Origin of the sequence: Streptomyces sp. CB02959, from assembly GCF_002803155.1 — a bacterium.
In the GTDB taxonomy this organism is placed as follows: Bacteria; Actinomycetota; Actinomycetes; order Streptomycetales; family Streptomycetaceae; genus Streptomyces.
Genome location: NZ_NNBP01000004.1, coordinates 167,483 through 183,946, shown reverse-complemented (window position 1 = coordinate 183,946; position 16,464 = coordinate 167,483). Strand labels below are relative to the sequence as shown.

General features: G+C 74.9%; 8 protein-coding genes. 5 read left to right on the top strand and 3 right to left on the bottom strand.

The window, feature by feature from the left end:
* Positions 1 to 379: 379 nt before the first annotated feature.
* The 3 genes from CG747_RS08785 to CG747_RS08775 are packed head-to-tail and all read left to right on the top strand — an operon-like array spanning position 380 to position 7,040.
* Positions 380 to 3,367, top strand: a complete 2,988-nt coding sequence (locus CG747_RS08785; RefSeq protein WP_100601081.1) for a DEAD/DEAH box helicase — start codon at positions 380 to 382, stop codon at positions 3,365 to 3,367.
* Complete coding sequence (locus CG747_RS08780; RefSeq protein ID WP_100601080.1) at positions 3,364 to 5,085, top strand: SWIM zinc finger family protein; 1,722 nt, start codon at positions 3,364 to 3,366, stop codon at positions 5,083 to 5,085. The genes CG747_RS08785 and CG747_RS08780 overlap by 4 nt, the downstream gene beginning before the upstream one ends.
* A gap of 14 nt (positions 5,086 to 5,099) precedes the next feature.
* Positions 5,100 to 7,040 carry a helicase-associated domain-containing protein gene (locus CG747_RS08775; protein ID WP_257980291.1) on the top strand — a complete coding sequence of 647 codons (1,941 nt, stop codon included), beginning with the start codon at positions 5,100 to 5,102 and terminating at the stop codon, positions 7,038 to 7,040.
* A gap of 45 nt (positions 7,041 to 7,085) precedes the next feature.
* Here CG747_RS08775 and CG747_RS08770 read toward each other — a convergent pair whose 3' ends face one another.
* On the bottom strand, positions 7,086 to 8,165 hold the full coding sequence (locus tag CG747_RS08770; protein WP_100601078.1) for an RNA ligase (ATP): 1,080 nt from the start codon (positions 8,163 to 8,165) through the stop codon (positions 7,086 to 7,088).
* A gap of 303 nt (positions 8,166 to 8,468) precedes the next feature.
* Here CG747_RS08770 and CG747_RS08765 point away from each other — a divergent pair, with 303 nt between their 5' ends.
* Positions 8,469 to 10,664 carry an NB-ARC domain-containing protein gene (locus CG747_RS08765; RefSeq protein WP_257980290.1) on the top strand — a complete coding sequence of 732 codons (2,196 nt, stop codon included), beginning with the start codon at positions 8,469 to 8,471 and terminating at the stop codon, positions 10,662 to 10,664.
* Positions 10,665 to 10,820: 156 nt separating this feature from the next.
* Here CG747_RS08765 and CG747_RS49205 read toward each other — a convergent pair whose 3' ends face one another.
* A complete protein-coding gene (locus tag CG747_RS49205; RefSeq protein WP_257980289.1) occupies positions 10,821 to 12,821 on the bottom strand; it encodes a CDP-glycerol glycerophosphotransferase family protein in 2,001 nt (666 codons plus the stop codon).
* Positions 12,822 to 13,141: 320 nt separating this feature from the next.
* Positions 13,142 to 14,770, bottom strand: a complete 1,629-nt coding sequence (locus tag CG747_RS08745) for an NAD(P)/FAD-dependent oxidoreductase (protein ID WP_100601077.1) — start codon at positions 14,768 to 14,770, stop codon at positions 13,142 to 13,144.
* 723 nt (positions 14,771 to 15,493) lie between these two features.
* Here CG747_RS08745 and CG747_RS08740 point away from each other — a divergent pair.
* Positions 15,494 to 16,435: a zinc-binding dehydrogenase gene (locus CG747_RS08740; protein ID WP_100601076.1), complete on the top strand. Its 942-nt coding sequence runs from the start codon at positions 15,494 to 15,496 to the stop codon at positions 16,433 to 16,435.
* Positions 16,436 to 16,464: the final 29 nt, after the last annotated feature.

Genomic DNA, 16,464 nt, shown 5'->3' with positions numbered 1-16,464 from the left:
GCGGGTGGATCTGCGCTGGTCGGGAGGGGGCTTGCGGATGCGGGTGGGGGCAGCGGTGCAGTGTGCGGGCTCCGCGGGCGGCTGTGCGCGGGTGGATTGTCAGTGGTGTCTGCTTTCCTCGACATCACGCAGAGCCGAGACGGCGGAAGCGGCGCGGAAGGCCGTGGCGGATGGCGCGGAAGGGAGGGGAGTGGGGCAGTCGACCGAGGAGTGCGCCGCGACCGCTTGAGCGCGTCGTGGCCGCCGCAGAACGACGGGGGAGGACGACATGGCGACGACCGTAGACTCGCAGGTCGGGGGAGCAGCAGAAGGTATCCGGGCGCGACGGGCCCGGCGCGCGCCGTTACCGGCGTGGAAGGACCCGACGGCAGGGGATGGCATGGCGAGGTGGCAGGAGGCGTCGAGAGGGGCGCCCCGGCCGTCGGTCACCCCTGCCGAGAGGGCGCCCGGGGTGGCTGAGACGGTCGACGGCGGAGTCGGCGACCTGATCGCGGCCGTCGAGGGGTGCGCCGCGGTCTTCCTGCCCGCTCCCACGCCGCGCGCCGGGACGGTGGCCTTCTGGCGGCCGGACGGCGGGCCGCTCCCCGACGCCGCGGCCGGGGGCGAGGGGGAGCCGGGAGGTGTGGTCACACGGCTCGCCGTGGCCCGGCGCCACGGCAACGGGGCACGCAGCCGTACGGTGCCCGCGCTGGTGCTCACCCTGACCGAGGCCGTTCCGGTTCTGGTCCGGGCCCGGCGCGCGCCGGACGCCCACCCGGCCGCGGCCTGCTGGGGCGCGGCCACCCTGCACGCCCTGCACCTGGCCGCCCGCGGCAGACTCCTGCCCGGCCTGACCGGCGACGACACCGACGCCTGGCGGGCCGGTCCGCTCGACCCGGACGACGTCGCCCATCTACGGGCCATCGCCGCCGCCATGCCCGGCGAGGCGTACGCCGCACCGCTCCCCGGCAGCCGGCCTCTCCAGTTGCCCGATCCGTTCGGCCTGGTACGGCAGTTCGTGGACGCCGTCGTCGACACCCTGCCGCGCACCCCGGCCGCGGCGCTGGTGGCCGGTGCCCCGTTCGCCGCGACGGCGCCGCAGTACCTCCCGGCCGCCCGGGAGTGGGCGGCCGAGGTCGCGGCCGGTGTCGACGCCGGTGTGCGGCTCTCGCTCCGTCTCGACCTCGCCCCGCACCAGCTCTTCGACACGGCGGGAGAGGGAGACGGCGCGACGACGGACGGGGGCCCGGAGAGCGAGGCCGGGGGAGGGCCGGCGGCGCACGCCGGTGCCGAGGAACGCCGAGCGGCGGCGGCAGTCCTCCAGGTCCACAGCCTCACCGACCCCACCCTGATGGTGGACGCGCGCCAGCTGTGGGAGGGCGAGGCGCCCGACGCCTTCGGCCCGCGGTCCCACGCCGATACGCTCCTCGCGCTGCGCCGGGCCGCCCGTGTCTGGCCCCCGCTCGACCGTCTCCTGGAGCGCCCCGTCCCCGACGTACTCCCGCTCAGCGAGGACGAGTTGTCCGAGCTGCTGGGGGAGGCCGCGCCGCGCCTCGGCGCCGCCGGGGTGGCCGTCCACTGGCCCAAGGAGCTGAGCCGCGGCCTGACCGCGACGACGGTGCTGCGCCCCGCGCCGGGGTCGGCGGCGGACGGCTTCGGCTTCTTCGACGCCGGCGCACTGGCGCAGTTCCGCTGGCAGGTGGCCATGGACGGCGTACCGCTCAGCGAGGCGGAGATGGACATCCTTGCCGAGGCGCATCGCCCGGTGGTCCGACTGCGCGACCAGTGGGTCCTGATCGATCCCGCACTGGTCCGTAAGGCGCGCAAACGCGAACTGGGCTATCTGGACCCGGCCCGGGCGCTCGCCGCGACGCTCGACGGCAGCACGGAGGTGGACGGCGAAGAGGTCGAGGTGGTGCCCCTGGGCGCGCTCGCCGCCCTGCGCGGCCGGCTCACCACCCGGGCACGCCCGCTGCCCCAGCCGCCCGGCCTCCGCGCGACCCTGCGCGACTACCAACTGCGCGGCATGGCATGGCTCGACACCATTGTCTCCATCGGGCTGGGCGGCTGCCTGGCCGACGACATGGGCCTGGGCAAGACCATCACCGTCATCGCGCTCCACCTCCACCGGCGGCCCACCGCCCCCGTCCTCGTCGTCTGCCCCACCTCCCTGCTCGGCAACTGGCAGCGCGAGATCGAACGCTTCGCCCCCGGCACGCCCGTGCACCGCTTCCACGGGGCGGGCCGCAGCCTCGACGGCGTGCACAGCGGCTTCGTGCTGACGACCTACGGGACGATGCGCAGCAGCGCCGCCGCACTCGCCGGACGCACCTGGGCGTGGGTCGTCGCCGACGAGGCGCAGCACGTGAAGAATCCGCGGTCCTCGACGGCCCGGGCGCTGCGCGGCATCAACGCCCCGGCGCGCATCGCCCTCACCGGCACACCCGTCGAGAACAACCTGTCCGAGCTGTGGGCGCTGCTGGACTGGACGACCCCAGGGCTCCTCGGCCCGCTCAAGACGTTCCGTGCGCTGCACGCCCGGGAGGTCGAGGGCGGCGAGGACCCACGGGCGGCGGAACGGCTGGCCAGACTGGTACGCCCGTTCATCCTGCGCCGCAAGAAGTCCGACCCGGGGATCGCGCCCGAACTCCCGCCCAAGACCGAGACGGACCACCCGGTTCCGCTCGGACGCGAACAGGCCGCGCTGTACCAGGCCGTGGTGCGCGAGACCCTCGCGAGGATCGAGGGCGCCGAGGGCATGGCGCGGCGCGGCCTGGTGATGAAGCTGCTCACCGCCCTGAAGCAGATCTGCAACCATCCCGCGCAGTACCTCAAGGAGACCGCCCCGGGACTCGCCGCGCGCTCCGGGAAGCTCGAACTGCTCGACGAACTCCTGGCCACCATCCTGGCGGAGGGCGGCGCCACTCTGGTCTTCACGCAGTATGTCGGAATGGCGCGGCTGCTCGAACGCCATCTCGCGGGTCGGGGCATCCCCAGCCAACTCCTGCACGGCGGCACCCCGGTGGCCGAACGGGAGAAGATGGTCGACCGCTTCCAGTCGGGCCGGACACCGGTCTTCCTGCTGTCCTTGAAGGCGGCCGGCACCGGGCTGAACCTCACTCGCGCCGGACATGTCATCCACTACGACCGTTGGTGGAACCCCGCGGTGGAGGAGCAGGCCACCGACCGCGCCTACCGCATCGGCCAGACCCAGCCCGTCCAGGTCCACCGGCTGATCACCGAGGGCACCGTGGAGGACAACATCGCCCAACTCCTCGCCGCCAAAAGGGCGCTCGCCGACGCGGTGCTCTCCGGTGGCGAAAGCGCGCTCACCGAACTGACCGACGCCGAACTCGCCGACCTCGTCTCCCTGAGGAGGGCCGGATGAGCCCCGGACACCGGCGCCGTATGCCACTCTCGGGGCGCGCCGTCGCGGCGGACCGGCTGGTCCGCGCCGACCGTTCGCGTACGTTCCCGCCGCTGCCGGGCCAGGACGCCACGGACGGGGCGCGTGCGGAATCCTGGTGGGGCGGCGCGTGGCTGGAAGCGCTGGAGAGCAGCGCTCTCGACGGTGCCCGCCTCGACCGCGGCCGGGCCTACGCCCGCGACGGCCACGTCGACACGATCAACATCACACCGGGCCGGGTGATCGCCACCGTACGGGGCAGCCGGCCCCGCCCGTACAGCGCCGAGCTGCGCGTCAGAACGCTCACCGAGCAGGAGTGGGAATCCCTCCTGGAGGATGTCGCCTCCCAGCCCGACCGGCTCACGGAGCTGTTGGCCAAGAAGCTGCCCCGTGCGCTGGCCGAGGGGGAGGCGGGTCTCCTTCCGGGGCCCGGTGAGTTGGTGCCCCGGTGTTCCTGCCCGGACAGCGGCCGGCCCTGCAAGCATGCCGCCGCGCTCTGCTTCCAGGTGGCCCGGCTGCTCGACGCGGACCCCTTCGTCCTGCTGCTGATCCGTGGGCGGGGCGAGCGGGAGCTCCTCGACGAGCTCGCGCGCCGCAACGCCGGCCACGGTGCACGGGAAAGTCGGGGGCGGGTCGCGGTCGTGTCCGCCACGGCGCCGGGGAGCGGTGGGTCCGCGTCCGTATCCGCGTCCGCGTCCGCCTCGGCGTCGGCGTCGGCGTCGGCCTCGGTCTCGGCGTCCGAGTCCGTCTCCGCTTCGGTATCCGAGGCTTCCGCGGTGCCTGAGTCCCTGCCGGGAGACGGGCCGTCCTCCGAGTCCGGAACCGGTGATGCCGCCGTGTCCGGGGCTGGCGCAACCGCTGCGTACGGCACCACCTCCGCCGCCATCTCCACCTCGGCCGCCCCGTCCACCTCCACTGCCACCTCCACCTCAGCGTCCGGAGCTGCGGACCGTTCCGCACCGCCCGGCGCGGTCCGGCCGCGGTCGGCTGCTGAGCGGGGTGGGGAGACCGCGCCCGTGGCGGCCTCGGCCCGGGGCGTCCTCGCGCGGGAGGCCCTCGCCGACCGGCCCCGGCCGCCGCTTCCGCCACCGGCGGTGGTGCCGCCGCGGCCCGGTCGACCGCAGACGCTCCCGGACGCCGACGGGCTGCCGTTCGAGGCCGCCACCCTCGAACTCGTTGCCACCGACGCCGCCGCCCGTGCCCACGCCCATCTGTCCGCCGCCGGCGCCACGGGGGACGCCGGCCCGGCCGGCCCCGGCCCGTTCGCGGCATTGCCCCCGTGGGAGGACGCCATCCGCCTGGTCGCGACCGCCCATCCCACGGCGGGTCTGACCGCCACCACCCGTGCGCTCTACCGCGACATCGCGGCGGCGACCGGCCGCACCTCCGCCGACATCGCACGTTCCGTCGCCGCCTGGCGGCAGGGCGGTCCCGAAGGGCTCGCCCTCCTGGGAGACGCCTGGAATCCCCCGGCCGGCGACTTCGACCGGGCCCGCAGCGCCTTGCTGGCCGCCGGCCTGCCGGCGCTCCGCCCGCACCGGAATCACCTCACCGACTCCGCCCGGGGCATCCAGTTGCGCTTCGGCCGCGACCACCGCTGGTACCCGTACGAATCCGAGCCCGGCACCGACGACTGGTGGCCCACCGGCCCCGCGGCCCCGGACCCCGTGGGTGCCCTGACGACCTTGTTGGCACGATGACTAACCTCGACGTCGTGGAAGGTCTCGACGCACTCACCCGCTCCCTCGCGCAGCGCACCCCCGAACAGCTCGCCGCACTCCTCACCCGCCACGCCGAGCCGCTCGCCCGCCGGCCCGCACCCACCGAACTCCGCGGCCTGGCGAGCGCGTTGTGGTCGTACGAAACCCTCCACCACGTGGTGCTGCACCTCGATCACCCCCGATTGCAGGTGCTCGCCGCCACCGCCCGCATCAGCCAGGAACGGGCCGCCCGGCACGCGGCCGCGCCCGCCGCCCCGGCCGCGGGCGCCGACTACCAGTCCCTGATGGCCCACCGGCTGTCCTTCCCGCAGCTGGCCAGCGAACCGGTGCCGCCCGAGGACGTCCACGCCGCGCTCGGTGCCACCGCTCCCGGACCCGCCCGGACCGCCGCCGAAGCCGCCCTGGACGCGCTGTGTGCCGACGGCCTCGCCGCAGTCACCGAGGGCGGCGCCGTCGTCGTCCCGCCGCGCGCTCCGCAACTGCTCGCCGCCCACGACTTCGGCTCGTTCGCGCCGCACGCCCCGGAGCCCGTCCCCGAGGGCGCAGTACGCCACGGCGACCGGTCCGGTGCCCCTGCCGTGCCCGCCCCGCGGACCTCGCCGTACGACGAATCCCGGGCCGCCGCGGCGCACCTGGCCACCACCGTGGAGCGCCTGCTTGCGGCCCTGGCCACCGAGCCCGCCACGCTCCGCAAATCAGGCGGACTGACCGTCCGGGAGCTCAAGCGCCTGGCCAAGGCGGCCGGCACCACGGAAGCGCACACCCGGCTCCTGCTCGATCTGGCGCTGGCCGCCGGCCTGATCGCGCTGACCCGCAGCCCGTCGGGGATCACGGCGTTGCCCACCCATGCCTACGACGACTGGCTCAGCCGCCCGCCCGGCGCCCGCCTCGCTCCCGTACTGGCCGCGTGGCACGCCCTCTGGGACGTCCCCACCCACACCCCGTTCGGCGAGACGCCGACCGCCCTGGTACGCGGCCACGACCGGCACGCCCCCGCCCTCCGGCACGCCCTCCTCGCCTCCCTGGCCGACGTCCCACCGGGCGCCGGCTCGACGCCCCCGCCCCTGCCGCTCCCCGACTCGCCGGCGGACACGGAAGCCCTCGGGCCCTTCCGGCGTCTGCTCCGGACGGCGGACTGGCACCGTCCGCTGGCCGTCACCGAGCAGCCGATGGCCGAGGAACGCGCCGCCCACACCCTCCACGAGGCGGCCTACCTCGGACTCACCGCCCACGGCACCCTCACCCCCCTCGGCCGGGCCCTGCTCACCGACCCGACGGACCTCGACGAGCCGCTCCGCGACCTGCTGCCGCCACCCGTCGAACAGGCCCATTTCCAGGCCGATCTGACCGCCGTAGTGCCCGGCCGCCCGGCCACCGCGCTCGCCGGACTCCTCGCCTCCGCCGCCGACCGGGAGTCCGAGGGCCACGCCGTGACCTGGCGCTTCACCCCCGGCTCGGTCCGCCGTGCGCTGGACTCCGGCCACACCGCCGACACCCTCCGCGCCGCGCTGACCGCCGCCTCGGCCACCGGTGCCCTGCCGCAGCCCCTCGGCTACCTCCTCCAGGACACCGCACGCACCCACGGCCGGATGCGGGTCGTGCCCGCCGCCTGCTGCATCCGCTCCGACGACCAAGCCCTGGTCGCCGAACTCGCCGCCCACCACGCGCTGCGCGAACTCGCGCTGCGTGCCATCGCCCCGACCGTTCTGGTCAGCGCCCGCCCGCCGGCCGTCACCCTGGACGCCCTGCGTGCCGCGGGCTATGCCCCCTCCCTGGAGTCCGGCACCGGCGCCGCCACCGTCGAACGGCTCCCCAGCCACCGCACCGCGGCCCCCGGCCCCACCCGCGCCCCGCAGGCCGCGCTCGCCCTCGCCCGGCGCCTCCTGGGGCACCAGGCGGCGTCCCGGGAGAGCGCCACGAGCGGAGGCGGCTGATCCGGGCCGCACCGTCAGGTCGGCGCGGCCCGGGGCGCCGTCCGGTCACTCGTACTCCGTGCCGCCCTTACGGGTCAGGTAGGCGCCGCTGACCACCTTGGCGATGGCCCGCCCGCCGAGTTCCGGGCTGTGGCGGTCGGTCAGCGGACGGATCACCACCCCCTCCCGGAGGTGCGCCGCCCGCCCGGACAGCGTCTCGCGGCCCTCGGCCAGCGCCATCACCCGCCGCGCCTCGTACGGACCGCTGAACAGCGTCGGCACCACGGGCAGCCGCCCGTCCAGCACGCTCGTCAGCTCCTGCGGATCCAGCCACCGCACCTCGCCGCCGGTCTCCACCGCGACGTCGAAGACCGCGTAGCCGGGCACTCCGCGCCGGCTGTCCGCGCCGTACCCGAGGTCCTGGACCCCGTCGCCGTACACCTCTCCGTAGATCCCGACCCGCGACGCCCCCAACTCCCCGGCCAGCTCCGCGGCGACCTGGGGGAGGCCGTGCCCGCGTACCGCCCGCCAGTACAGGTTCCCGGGATCCTCGACGAGCGCCAGCCGCTGCGTTCCCAGCCCCTTGGACGTCACCTGCACCCGGCCCTCGCCGGCGTGGTAGGTCAGGCAGCAGGCGGTGCCGTGCACCTTCTCGGTGACGGCCACCGGCTCGCCCTCGGGGAACGCCGCCGGGTACCGCTTCAGGTTCTCGACGTCGATCCACGGCAGCAGGTCGGGTGCCGGCTCGACCTCCCCGCTCATCGAAATCGGCACCGGGGGAACCCACTTCACGATCCCGAGTTCCACCGCGAAATCCGTGCCGTCCTTGTGCGCGCCGGCCAGATCGACCACCCCGGCCAGCGCCCGCGGACGGCAGACGATGCCCTGCGACAACTCGCCGCGCAGCCGGATCGTCTTGACCCGGTTGGCGGCCGCACCGGCCAGCTTGCCTGTCAGGCCCAGCTCGGCTATCAGCCCCTCCGGGAGGACGGCCTGCTCCGGTATGTAGACGGCGAAGTCCCCCGTCCGATAGGCGCCCTTGGCGACCACCGCCCGATACAGGCCCACCTGGGCGAGTTCCAGCGCATCGGCGTTGGGATGCTCATGGACCGTCAGTTCCTCGACCGTGACGCGCAGCGTCGACACGCCGTCCCCCGTTTCTTCTTGCTGTTGCTGTTGCTGTTGCTGTTGCTGTTGCTGTTGCTGTTGCTGTTGCTGTCGCCGTTGCCGGCTCGGTGTTGTGGTGCTTCCGGTCGGCGGTGCCGGTCGGTGCTCCGCCACCACTGTGATCGAGTCAATGTCGACCAGCGACCGAATTTCGCTGCTGTTGACCGGATGTGACCGTGTGGTGGAGTGGGAGGTGACCATCCGGCCGACCGCCGCGCCGCGTTGTCAGTGGCGTCAAGTAGCGTTTTTCGTGGACGGAATCGACCGACGGGGGGAGCCGGCGTGAGGAACGACGAGGCGGACGCCGAGCGCGTCCGGAACGAATTCAGCGGGACGGCGCACGGACTGGTGGTCCAGGCCGGGGTGATCGAGGGCGATGTGCGGTTCGAGCTGCCGCGACCGGAGCTGCCGGTGCCACGGCAGGTGCCGGCCGGGGCGGCGCAGTTCGTCAACCGCGAGCCGGTGCTGGCCGAGATCGACGGCTGGGTGGGGGACGGCGGCGGCCTCGCGGTGCTCAGCGGCCTGCCGGGGGTGGGCAAGAGCGCGACCGTACGGAGATGGGCGCAGGAGGAGCGCGGCCGGTTCCCCGGCGGCGAGTTCTACATCGACTTCGCCGAGCTGCGGGCGCAGGCCGGCGGCGACGTCTCCGCCGGGGTGAGCCGCTGCCTGCGGGCGCTCGGCGTCGAGGACCGCTATCTCCCCGACACCCTGGGCGAGTTGACCGGACTGCTGCGCACCATGACGGCGGACAAACGGGTGCTGATGGTGCTCGACGACGTGACCGAGCCGGCCCAGGTGCGGGCACTGGTCCCGGGCGCCCCCGGCAGCGTCGTCCTGGCGACCAGCCAATCGATGCTCGGGGAACTGCTCGACGACGGCGCCCGCCTGATGCCGCTGGAGCCGCTGTCGGCGGAGCACGGGCTGCAACTGCTCCGCCGGCTGTGCGGGGAGGAGCGGATCGCCGCGGGCGGCGAGGGCACGGCCGAGCGGATCGTGGCGAGCTGCGGCGGACTGCCGGTGGCCCTGCACGTCGCCGCCGCACGACTGGTGATGCATCCGCGTTTGCCGGTCGCCGCACTGGCCGATGAATTGGCCGACGACCGACGCCGGCTGGACGCCCTGCGTCGGGGAGGGGAGCGCACGGTGTCCGCTGTCTTCGGAGTGGCCTACGCGGGACTGCCTGCGCCGGCCGCCCGGCTCTACCGGCTGCTGGGCCTGCATCCCGGCCGCCACTGGGACGCCGGGTCGGCAGCCGCGGCAGCCGGGACGACTGCGGACCGGGCTGCCGAGCAACTCGACGTCCTGGAGACCGCGAGCCTGGTCGCGGTGACCCCCGACGGGCGTTACGGGTTCCACGACCTGGTGCGGCTGCACGCCCGCGAGCTGGCCGTCCAGGAGGACGACGAGGCCGAGCGCACGGCAGCCGTGGCCCGGATCGTCGACCACCTGCTCACCCGCGCCGCCCAGGCCGATCTCGCCGTCATGGGCCGCCGGATGCGCATCGGGTCGTACACCGACCGGTTGGGCGAGGCGGACCGAGCCACCGCCTTCGCCGGTCGGCAGGAGGCGTTGGACTGGCTCGACGCCTGGCGCGGCGAGCTGCTGTCCGCCCAGCAGACCGCCGCCGACCACGGATGGCACCGGCGGGTGTGGGAGCTCGCCGAGGCGATGACCGCGCTCTTCCTCAACCGCAGATATCTCAACGACTGGGTCAGAAGCGGGGACTTGGGCGCCCGGCACGCCGCGGCGGACGGCAACCCCGCCGCCGAGGCCCGGTTGCGCACACTGCTGTCCCGCCCGCTGATGGACCGCGACGAGTTGCGCCGCGCCCGCCGGGAACTGGAGACCGCCGTCGCCCGGGCCGACGAGTCCGGCCACACCCTGCTGCGCGCCTCCGTCCGCGAGTTCCACGGCCGCTACTGGGACCGCTGCGATCCGGCCCGCGCCGTGACGACCTACGAGGAGGCGATGGTCTTCTACCGTGCCGCGGGCGACGAGCGCGGTATCGCCATCGGCCGCTACTTCATGGGCTGTGCGCAGCACGCCGTCGGCCGCACCGAGGAGGCACGGGCCACTCTGGAGGACGCCTACGACGGGTTCATGGCCATCGACGACCAGCGGATGGGCGCCCGCGCGCTGGCCGCCATCGGGGGCGTACTCCGCGAGCTCGGGCAGGGGGCGGAGGCCGTGGCCGCCCTGGAGGAAGCCGTGGCCATGCTGCGCGAGCGCGGCGCTGTCCACTATGAGGCGCAGGTGTGCGAGACGCTGGCAGAGCTTGCCGAGGAGCGCGGTGACCACGAGCGGTGGCGGCGCCATCTGACGCGGGCCCTGGAGATATACGAGGCGGGCGGCGGCCCGCGAGCCGTGGAGCTGCGCCGCAGACTGACGGGTGCCGCGGACGGTTCGAGTGGTGCGAGCGGTTCGAATGCCGTGGACGGTTCGGACGGCGCGGACGGTGCGGCGGCCGGGGGAGCGTAGGCAGTGCGTGGCCGGGCGGGGCTGGTGCGGCCCCACCCGGCAGCGGACCGTCGCGGGGTGCCGGGGTGCCGGGGTGCCGGGGTGCCGGGGTGCCGGGGTGCCGGGGTGCCGGGGTGCCGGGGCGCCGGGGCGCGGCGGTCCCCGCATGCGGATACGTCAGCCCGGGGAGCGCGGCCGGCTCGCCCGTCGGGTGAGGCGGAGCACCGCGTCCTCGCTACGGTCGCCCAGTACGAGGGTGACGAAGCCCGTCGGCGGGCGTCGGGCGCGCAGGCAGGCGTAGACGACAGCGGCCAGGACGGTGGCGTCGCACTTCGGGCCGGTGGCGGACACCTCGACCGTCCGCCCGTCGCGCAGACCGACCCGGCAGCCTCGGCCGGTGACGGTCGCGGCGGCGAGCAGACAGCCGGGATAGCGGGCGAGGGTGTCCTCGATCCACCGATCGGCAGCCACGGTGGTGCCGGCCGGGGCCCGGCGGACCAGGACGGACGCGCTCTCCGGCCACCGCCGGTCCCCCTCGTCGTCGGCACAGGACAGATGGCGGTACGGGCCGTCGGGACCATCGCCCCGCGCCATGGCCGAGCCGGATGTGGTGGATGGGACAGGTGAGATGGATGGGACGGGTGACACGGATGAATCGGATGTGAGCGGCACGGGCGCGGGTGAGAAGGCGGCCACGGCCGCCGGGGTGCGTTCGACGGATATCCGGGGACAGCCGGTCTCCTCGAAACTGCCGAAGCCACCGGATCCCCCGAAGCCACCGGGCCTCTCGGAGTCACCGAGCCCACCGGAGTAGCCAGGATTCCAGGAGTCACCAGAGCCCCAGGAGTAGCCAAAGCCGCAGGAGTCACCAGAGTTCGAGGAATCACCAGAGTCCCGGGAGTCCCCAAAGCCCCAGGAGTCGCCAGAGTCCTCGGAGAGGGAGGTGTGGACGTAACAGGCCGTGACGGGTTCAGGGCGGTCCTGCGGAACGGGCGGCTCCGGGGCCCGGCGTGGAGGTGGCGAGCCGTCCGCCGGCTCGGGTAGGCGCAGCAGGTCGTAGACGGCGGTGCGCAGGAGTTCCAGGGCGCGGCCGGGGGCGGCGAAGGCGCTCTCGCCGACCTTCCGCAGCCGTTCCAGGGTGTCGTCGCCGGGCACCCGCCCCAGGCCGAGCACGCGCTCGATCTGCGGCCGCAGCGCTGCGTCGGGTCGCAGCCGCGGGGCGATCCGGCCCAGCTCCGCCATGGGGGTTCCGTCGACGGCCTCGTCGTCGCCGAACGCGCCGAGCAGCAGGGGTGTGCCGAGTGCCGCGCCGTAGAAGGTGACCGAACCGTGGTCACCGATCAGCAGGTCGGCGGCGAGCAGGGTGGCCTGCCAGCCTGCGGTCGGCGGAATGGTCAGCAGCCCGGCGTCATGTGCGGAGTCGAGGTGCGATCGGAGGACGTAACTGCCGTGGGCGGAGGTGATGTTGGGGTGGGTGACCAGGGCGACGGCGTAGTCGTCCAGGGGGAGTTCGGCGAGCAGCCGGGCCGGTAGGGCGGGGTCGCGGCCCAGGACCGAGTGGTCGCGCCAGGTCGAGCTGAGCATGATCAGTCGTCGCCCGTCGGCGATGCCGAGCGCCGTGCGGTACGTGGTGCGCAGGGCCCGCCCGTCGAGGAGGGCGTCATGGCAGGGATCGCCGACGAGCAGGGTGCGGCCGGCGGTGGCGGGATGGGCGGCGGCGAGTTGGGCCGCCTGGTCGGGGTGGGAGATCGCGAGCCAGGCGCGGCCACTGTGCAGCAGTGCGTCCGGGACGACGCCGGCCAGCCGGTCGCGATCGCTGCGGGAGTCGGGGACGACCTTGTGGAAGCCGACGCCGTGCGGCAGTACCAGCACCGGGCAGGTGTGGTGCGCAGCGGTGAGATCGGCGTTCTCGGTCGCCGTGATGATCAGGTCGGGGCTGACCCGGGCGAACTGGTGCCAGGGCAGCACCCGGGCGCCGACCGAGCGGAGCAGCGCGTGCACGCCGTCGTTGAACGCCGAGGTGGGGTCGAAGGCGAAGACCAGGTGGACCCGCGGGTCGTCGCGCAGCACCGGGCGCAGGACATCGAGGACCCGGACGGTCGAGGTGACGGTGCGGGCGACGGCGACGACCAACCGCGCGCCGGGGAACGTCCGCCAGCGCTCGGGATCCTCACCCACGGGCACCCGCAGCGGAGGCAGCAGTCCGTGGCTGGGATCAGCCGCGCCCCTGGACGCACACTCCTCGATGCCGCCATCTCCGCCCCCGCCCCATCCCCCATCCCCGGTTCGCGGTTCGCGGTTCGCGGTTCGCGGTTCGCGGTTCGCGGTTCGCGGTTCGCGGTTCGCGGTTCGCGGGCAGAGTGCTCTTAGCGCGCATCACCCTTCTCCGCAACCCCCTGATGGTGACGATCGGCGGCAGCCTGTCACCGGTGATCGAACGTGTCCCTGGGGCCCACCGTAGTTCAGGGCCGACGCCGCACCGGGGCCAGGGCCGGGCCTCAGACGCCGTCGGGCTTGCGCCGGCCGCCGTTGAACCGCCGAAACCGCAGCGACGCGGGGCCGAAGCCCAGGGAGCGGGGCAGCCGGCGGGGCGCCCGCTCGGGGCCGGCGGCGCTCGGCGTGGCCGGGGGCGGCGCCGCGGTCAATGCGGTGGCGGCCGAGGAGGCGCACAGGGACGGCAGCGCGGACGGCTCGTCCGGTGCGTCGGAGCCCGGTGACCGCACCGCGGACGATGCGGCGGCGGGTGCCGGCTGCTGGTCCGGTGCCGGCGGCGGGCAGGCCGCGGGGGCGGTGGGCGTGACCACATCGACGTAGCCGCGGCAGACCGGGGGCAGGCCGGCGGCCGGGGCGAGCACGCTGCTCACGGCGCCGCGTACGAAGCGGGTGGCCAGGGACGGCCGGGACGCGCCCGGGCGCGAGGGGACCGGGAACTCCTCGCCGGTGGCCAGTGCCCACGGTGCCTCGACGAGACCGCCGACGGTGCGCTGCACCCGGCGGGCCAGCGCGGGGTCGTCCAGGCCGTACCGCCGCAGCGCCTCGCGGAGCGCGGCGGCGCCGTGGGCGGCGAGGGACAGCCCCTGGCCGCAGTCCGGGTTGACCGAGGCCACCGCGCCGCCGAGGGCGAGGAACCCGGTGGGCCAGCCGGGCAGTTGCTCGTAACGGTGGCGGCGACTGGCGGTGTCGCGGGTCAGCCGCACCTCGCTCAGCGGCTCGACGTCGGCGATGAGGTCACCGATGGCCGCGTGGATCCGACGGGCGAACGGCACGAAGTGATCGGCGCGTTCGGACGGCCGCTCGGCGTCGCTGCCGCCGCCGGTGAGGGTCACCAGCCAGCGCCCGCCCTCGATCGGGACCAGCGTCGCCGTCCGGGCGGCCGGGAGCCGGGATCCGGATGCCGGGGCCCCGCCGACGGGGCGGCGGGCCGAACGGGCGGTGAGCACCCGGCAGTTCTCGTATCCGGCCGGGGCGCGGAAGATGCGGGTGGCGCAGACGATTCCCGAGTCCCGGACGTCCTCCGGGACGGCGGGCAGCCCCAGCCCCGACAGCCGGTCCGGGGTGGTGGAGGAGCGGCCGGTGGCGTCGACCACGAGATCGGCGTCCAGGCGGTACGTTTCACCGCTGGTGGTGCCCCTGACCCACACTCCGGTGACGTGCTCGGCGGTGCCGGTCAACCGCTCCGCCTCCGTGCCGTCGAGGACCGTCACCCCGGCGAGCGCCGGCACCTGCTCGCGGACGACCCGGTCGAGCAGATCGCGGGAGCAGGCGAACACCTGCCGGGTGCGGGCCCGGCGGACCGGCCGGCCGGGCAGCAGCAGACCGGTGGGCTCCGACGGCACCGCGAGCCGGCGCGCGCCCTCCGCCAGCCACCGTTCGACGGTGCCGGGCAGCAGGCCCTCGACGACCCGGGCGCCGTCCGCCGCCAGCAGATGGGCGTGCCGGGGCTGCGGAAGGTCGGTGGGCAGCGCGGGGGTCCGCGGCAGCCGCTCCCGCTCCACCACGATGACGTCGGCGTACGCGGACAGCGCCGCGGCGGCGAGCATGCCGGTGAACCCGCCGCCGAGCACCACGGCGAGGTACGGGTGTGTGAACTGGAGCTCGGCGCTGCTCGTTCTGCTCGACGCGTTCATGGGCGGTCCCCTTCTCGGCGGTGGCGCGCGAATCCCCGGCGCGGCCCGGCCGTCTCCAGAAAGGGCGGGGCGGCATACGGCCGGGAGTGGCGGCGCGCGGCGGCGATGACGGCGTCGGTGGCGGCGGTGACCCGCGCCGTCAGCGACGGCAGGGAAGCAGACGCGGTTCGCAGGATGCGCAGAGGTGCCGGCGGAAGAGGCAGAGCCCGTTGTAGGTCCCGGCAGGCCGGCGCGAACGCCGGCCTGCCGCCCCCCGATTTCCCCATCATGATTCCCCCTCAGGCCGTGCCCGCCCTGCCGCAGCCCGGACCCCGTCCTCCGCCACTCCCCGCCCGGGGTACCGGGCGGGACGGGCCGGCACTGCAGCCTCGCACGCCGTGCTCTGCCCCTGAGGACGCGGCCGTCGCCTCTGGTCAACGGCGGACACACGTCCGGATGGTAGGCGGCGTCGATCACTTCTGGTAGCCGGCGGGGAGTGAGGGATGTGTGGGAGCCACCCGCCCTATACCGCCGGGTAGACCCACACCAAAAGGGCGCAATGGGTGGTAATTGCGCCGGAGTTTTCTCGCGACACGAGAAAGTCCCCAGGAATCGGGGGCGCGGGGGAGGGCGCCGTTCCGGGAAAGCCCGGAGGGTTGGCGCGAAATGATCGGGGAGCGGCGGCCCGCCCGGTGCCGTGCCTACCCTGTGCGGGCACCGCACCGGAGAACCCGAGGGAGAGTCGTGCGCGCGATCGTGATGCGAGAATTCGGCGGCCCGGACGTGCTCCGGCTGGAGGACGCCCCCGAGCCGGCGCCCCGCGCCGGTCACGCACTCGTCGAGGTGGCCCTGGCCGGTGTCAACTACGCCGATGTGCACGTCCGTGGGGACACCTACCTCGCCCCGGTCGAACTGCCCTACACACCCGGCAACGAAGTCGTGGGCACCATCGACGGCCGACGGGTCGTGGGACTCACCCGCGGCGGCGGATACGCGGAACGCGCGCTGCTGCACCGCCGCGTCACCTGGGACGTCCCCGACGCCGTCAGCGACGAGCAGGCGGTCGCGCTGGCCCTCCAGGGCAACAGCGCCTGGCATCTGCTGTTCACCGCGCTGCGCCTCACCAAGGGCGAGACCGTCGTCGTCCCGGCCGCGGCGGGCGGGGTCGGCACACTGGCCGTCCAGCTCGCGGCCCGGGCCGGCGCGCGGGTCATCGGTCTCGCCGGGTCCGCGGCCAAGCGCCAACTGGCCCTGGACCTGGGCGCGCACGCGGTCGTCGACTCCACGGCGGAGGACCTCACGGAGCGCATCCTGGACGCGGCCGGCGGGCCGGTCGAGACGGCGCTGGAGATGACCGGCGGCGCCACCTTCGCCCGGACCCTGGCCGCCGTCGCGCCGCGCGGCCGCCTCGCCGTCTACGGCTTCGCCGGCGGGGAGTTGGCGGACGTGTCCACCCGCGAACTGATGGAGCGCTCCCTCACCGTCTCGGGCTTCTGGCTGCCCCAGCTCTACGGGGACCGCACCGCGCTGCCGACGTCCATGCGGGCGCTGTTCGACGCCGTCGCCGACGGCTCCCTCACGACACTGACCGGTACCACCTACGCGCTCGGGGAGGCGGCGCAGGCGCACCACGACCTCGCCGCCCGCACCCCGACCGGGAAACTCGCCCTCGACGTGAACCGGTGACGCCGGAGGCATCGGGGGCGGGGCGCCCC

Coding starts and splice junctions, on each gene's coding strand:
- CG747_RS08785 (WP_100601081.1), top strand. CDS start 380: ATGGCGAGGTGGCAGGAGGCGTCGAGAGGGGCGCCCCGGCCGTCGGTC.
- CG747_RS08780 (WP_100601080.1), top strand. CDS start 3,364: ATGAGCCCCGGACACCGGCGCCGTATGCCACTCTCGGGGCGCGCCGTC.
- CG747_RS08745 (WP_100601077.1), bottom strand. CDS start 14,770: ATGAACGCGTCGAGCAGAACGAGCAGCGCCGAGCTCCAGTTCACACAC.